Below are 3,917 nucleotides of genomic sequence, written 5' to 3' on the forward strand. Positions count from 1 at the left end.
GCGATCATTTCCCTGACCATGGAGGCGGCCGGCGTCGGCTGCATCAGCTTGCGGCCTAGATCGATACCCAGCGCGACATCCTTCTCGCCAAGCTCTATCTTGAATCCTGGCGCGTAATCACCCTCGATCGCCTTGGGGAAGCGTTTCAGGAAGTGATGGGACCGGCCGCCACTCTGCGACAGGACGTCAAACAAGGTCTTGGGGTCGACTCCCGCTGCGGTCCCCAAAGCGAAGGCTTCCGCGGCAACGACAATATTCCCCATGGACATCATGTTGTTGACCAGCTTGACGGTTTTGCCCGTACCGACGGGCCCTGTCACATGGCGAGAACTGGACAGGCAGTCGAGGACATCGCCGACGGCATCGATGTCTGCCTGCTCACCCCCGGTCATCAATACCAGCTGGCCGGCGGCCGCTTCCAAAGGACCGCCGCTTACGGGCGCGTCCACGATACGCACGCCTTTCTTCTTCGCCTCCGCCGCGATCCGGCACATGACATCGGGGTCGATGGAACTCAGTTCTATACCGATGGAGCCTTCGGCCATATAAGCCAGTATGCCGTTTTCACCCAGCCAGGCGTCCAGCGTGATAGCCGGATTGGGCAGGCTGGTCAATACCACGTCGGCCCCGAGCACGGCATCTCTTAATTGCTTCACCACCTTTACGCCGTCCTTGGCCGCGAGATTACGGCTATTTTCACTGGGGTCGTAGCCGGTCAGTGCAAACCCTTCCCGCGTGAGATGGGCCGCCATGCCGCCACCCATTTGCCCGATACCTACAAATCCGAGTTTCTTCGTCATCATGAATTCCCTTATTCCTCGACTCTGATCTTCACTTTGTCCACCAGGGCTTGATAGCCCTTGGCTTGTTCTTCCTGGAAAGCCGTCGCTTCTGCGGGACTGGAACCTATCGGCTGGAACGCGGCGGCGTCGAATCTCTCCTTGACGGCGGGGCTGCGCACCGCGGCATTCACGGCTTCCGCCACGCGTTTGCGGATGTCCATGGGCGTGCCCTTGGGCGCCCAGATTCCGTACCAGCTGTTCATGTCATACCCGGGAAACCCGCTTTCAGCCACGGTGGGCACGCCAGGCAGTTGTGCCACGCGTTCGGCCGACGTCACCGCGATGACTCTTATCTTTCCGCCCGCGACATGGGGCAGGACGGAGGTCAAGGGTTCGACCATCGCAGTCACCTGATTTCCCATGATCGCGGTAATCCCCTGGGCGCCGCCGTTGTAGTTGATGATCGGGGTTTCCGCGCCACCGCGGCTGCGCAGCAACTCCGTGCCTAGATGGCCGGCGGTGCCGGTGGAGCTGTTGGCCCACGATATTTCACCAGGCTTGGCTTTCGCGGCGGCGAATAACTCCTTGAGCGACTTGTAAGGTGACGCGCTTGAGACGAAGACCGCCAACGGCACACGGCCGACGATGGTGATCGCATCGAAGTCCTTCAGACCGTCATAACCGGCCGATGGCCGGATCATGGGATTGACGATCTGATGATTCGCGTTCAACAGCAAGGTATACCCGTCGGGTTTTGCCTGTTTGACGTAGCGCGCGCCGATGACGCCCCCGGCGCCGGTCTTGTTCTCGATGACCACCGAGACACCCAGCAAGGACGACAGTTGCTGCGCCAATATTCGGCCCACCGTGTCCACGCCACCGCCGGGCGGCGCGGGCACGATTAAGGAGATAGGTCGGCTTGGGTAGGGTTCAGCGGCCATCGCTTCACGTGCAAGCAATGGCGCGGACAACACGATCGCTGCGAACGCACAGCCGAACATTCGTCGGTTGACGCCCCCGTGGAAATCCTTTGTTTTCATTGTCTCCACCTCCTCTGTCGATACCTTGGGTATCGCTGGTTTTATGTCTTTGCCGCGAACGGGTCGCGCTCCTCTCCCGAAAAATCGACCATGACGTTCTTCAGTACGCTGAATTCGAGTATTCCCTCGTCGCCACGCTCCTTGCCGTAGCCGCTTTCCTTGCGCCCGCCAAAGGGCGCCTGCGCGGACACCATGCGATAGGTATTGACCCAGACGACGCCGGAATCCATGGCCCGGATCATCCGCAGGGCGCGTGAAAGATCCTGGGTCCATACGCCCGACGCCAGACCCAGCTTGGTGCCGTTGGCGATGGTGATGGCGTCTTCTTCGGAATCGAAGGGAATGACGGACAACACCGGGCCGAATATCTCGTGTTGCGCGACCGCCATCTCGGGATGCACATCGCGGAATATGGTCGGTTTGATGAACAGCCCATTCTTGAGCTTGGCATCGGTGGCGCCGCCGCCGCCCGCGACGACATTGGCGCCTTGTTTTTTCGCATCCTCGATAGCGGCGAGAATGCGGTCAAACTGCGGCCGGTTGGCGGCCGTTCCCATTTCGGTCGCGGCCTGCAGTGGATCGCCCATGACGATTTTGTTGGCGCGCTCGACCAGGCGTTCGACGACGGTGTCATATACCGAGCGCTGCACCAGTAGACGTGAGCCGGCGATGCAGGTCTGTCCGGTCGCGGCAAAGATACCGGCGAGCGCACCGACGATGGCGCGCGGCAGATCGGCGTCATCGAAGATGATGTTGGGCGATTTGCCGCCTAGCTCCAGCGTGACGGGCACCAGGCGCTGCGCGGCGGCCGTCGCCACGCGCCGCCCTACGCCCGGACTGCCGGTGAAGCTGATTTTGTCTATGCCTTCCAGTTCAGTCAGCGCGGCGCCGACTTTGCTGTCGCCCGTCACCACATTCACCACACCAGGCGGAAAACCTGCTTCCTCGACGAAGCGGCAGAATTCAAGCGTGCTCGCGGATGCATGTTCGGACGGCTTGATGACGGCACAGTTGCCCGCAGCCAGCGCCGCCGGCAATTTATTGGCCAGCAGCGCAATCGGGGAGTTCCAGGCTGTGATCAGTCCGACGACCCCATACGGTTCGCGCAGCGTGAAGTCGAAGATATCAGGGTGGTCGAGCGGGATCGTGCTGCCGCGCTGCTTGTCCGCCAAGCCGGCGAAATAACGGAATACGCGCGCGGCATAAATCATCTGCGCGCTGGTTTCCCGGATGACTTTGCCGTTGTCGGTGGATTCGATGACCGAAAGGGGCTTGGCTTCGCGTTCGATGATGTCGGCCAAGCGGTTCATCAAGGCGGCGCGCTTGAGACCGGGCATGCGGCGCCAGGTTGAATCGAAGGCGCGCCGGGCCGCTGCGATGGCCGCCTCGACATCCGCTTTCGACGCTTGCGGAATGGTCGCCCACGGAGTCTGGGTATAAGGATTCAAGGTCTCGAAATGCTGCCGGTCGGCGCCTGCCGTCCACGCGCCATCGATGAACATCTCATAGGACTTCATGCTTATTGTCTCCACCAATAGGCGGGTGATCCCGCCAAGCTGTTTTTCGTTTTGTGCCGGCGCGGCGAGAATGCCGTGCCGGGATCAGGCTATGGCAAGCAGGGGGGCCAACTGATAAGTAGCGGCGGCCGTGCCATGAAAGAGCGCCGATCGCTCTTCGGGGCTGGCGCCTTCAGCAATGCGCTTGAACGCATTCCAGAGCACGACATAAGGGCCGGCACTACGGTCGACGGGATAATTGCTTTCAAACATGCAGCGATCGGCCCCGAAAAGATCCAGGCAGGGTTCGAAGTAGGGGCGCCACAACTCGGCGAGCGTCGCGGAGTCGGGCGGACCGGACGCGTCCGAGAAATCGAAACCGAAGGTGGCGGTGCCCAGGCCGCCGAGTTTCATGCGCACATTGGGGCAGGCCGCAAGCCGTTGCAACGCGGGTAGCCATTCGCGCAACGCGGCAGGGCGATCGCCGGCGTAGGGGCCTACACCCAGTACGCCCCCCACGTGGTCGATGATCAGGGGGATATCCGGAAATGCCCGCGCCAGGGAGACCACCTCATCGATCTGGGGGTGGTAGACCCATG

The 3,917-nt window shown here is 61.5% G+C and carries 4 protein-coding genes; all 4 read right to left on the reverse strand.

Translation table 11 applies throughout. The features are described 5' to 3' along the window. A partial coding sequence (locus RUH75_RS23410) for an NAD(P)-dependent oxidoreductase (RefSeq protein WP_313809611.1) occupies nucleotides 1–800 on the reverse strand: 800 nt, incomplete at its 3' end. Nucleotides 801–811: 11 nt separating this feature from the next. Beyond that, the gene (locus RUH75_RS23415) at nucleotides 812–1,822 is read right to left on the reverse strand and encodes a tripartite tricarboxylate transporter substrate binding protein (protein WP_313809612.1); all 1,011 of its coding nucleotides are present in this window, start codon (nucleotides 1,820–1,822) and stop codon (nucleotides 812–814) included. 41 nt (nucleotides 1,823–1,863) lie between these two features. After that, complete coding sequence (locus tag RUH75_RS23420) at nucleotides 1,864–3,339, reverse strand: aldehyde dehydrogenase (RefSeq protein WP_313809613.1); 1,476 nt, start codon at nucleotides 3,337–3,339, stop codon at nucleotides 1,864–1,866. An 84-nt stretch (nucleotides 3,340–3,423) separates the two neighbouring features. Next, on the reverse strand, nucleotides 3,424–3,917 hold a 494-nt coding region (locus tag RUH75_RS23425; protein WP_313809614.1), incomplete at its 5' end, for an amidohydrolase family protein.

Source organism: Sphingobium sp. (assembly GCF_032153725.1).
Taxonomy (GTDB): Bacteria; Pseudomonadota; Alphaproteobacteria; order Sphingomonadales; family Sphingomonadaceae; genus Sphingobium.